This window comes from Microbacterium sp. ZXX196 (assembly GCF_009709595.1).
GTDB lineage: Bacteria > Actinomycetota > Actinomycetes > Actinomycetales > Microbacteriaceae > Microbacterium > Microbacterium excoecariae.
Genome location: NZ_WMEE01000488.1, coordinates 1 through 240, shown reverse-complemented (window position 1 = coordinate 240; position 240 = coordinate 1). Strand labels below are relative to the sequence as shown.

The following is a 240-nucleotide window of genomic DNA, read 5'->3' as shown; positions in this document are numbered from 1 at the left end:
TCCATTACGGTCGATTTCAAAACTGAGGAAGGCCAGAAAATCATTCGCGATCTGGTCGCTGACGCGGATATCCTGATCGAGAACTTCAAGAAAGACGGGTTGAAAAAATACGGTCTGGACTATGAAAGCCTGAAAGCCGTTAATCCGCGTCTGATCTACTGTTCGATCACGGGGTTTGGTCAGACCGGCCCTTATTCACATCGCGCAGGATACGACTTCATCATTCAGGGTATGTCGGGC

General features: G+C 49.2%; 1 protein-coding gene. It reads left to right on the top strand.

The window, feature by feature from the left end:
* The coding region (locus GJQ66_RS13750; protein WP_196215955.1) for a CoA transferase at positions 1 to 240 on the top strand (240 nt) is incomplete at both ends.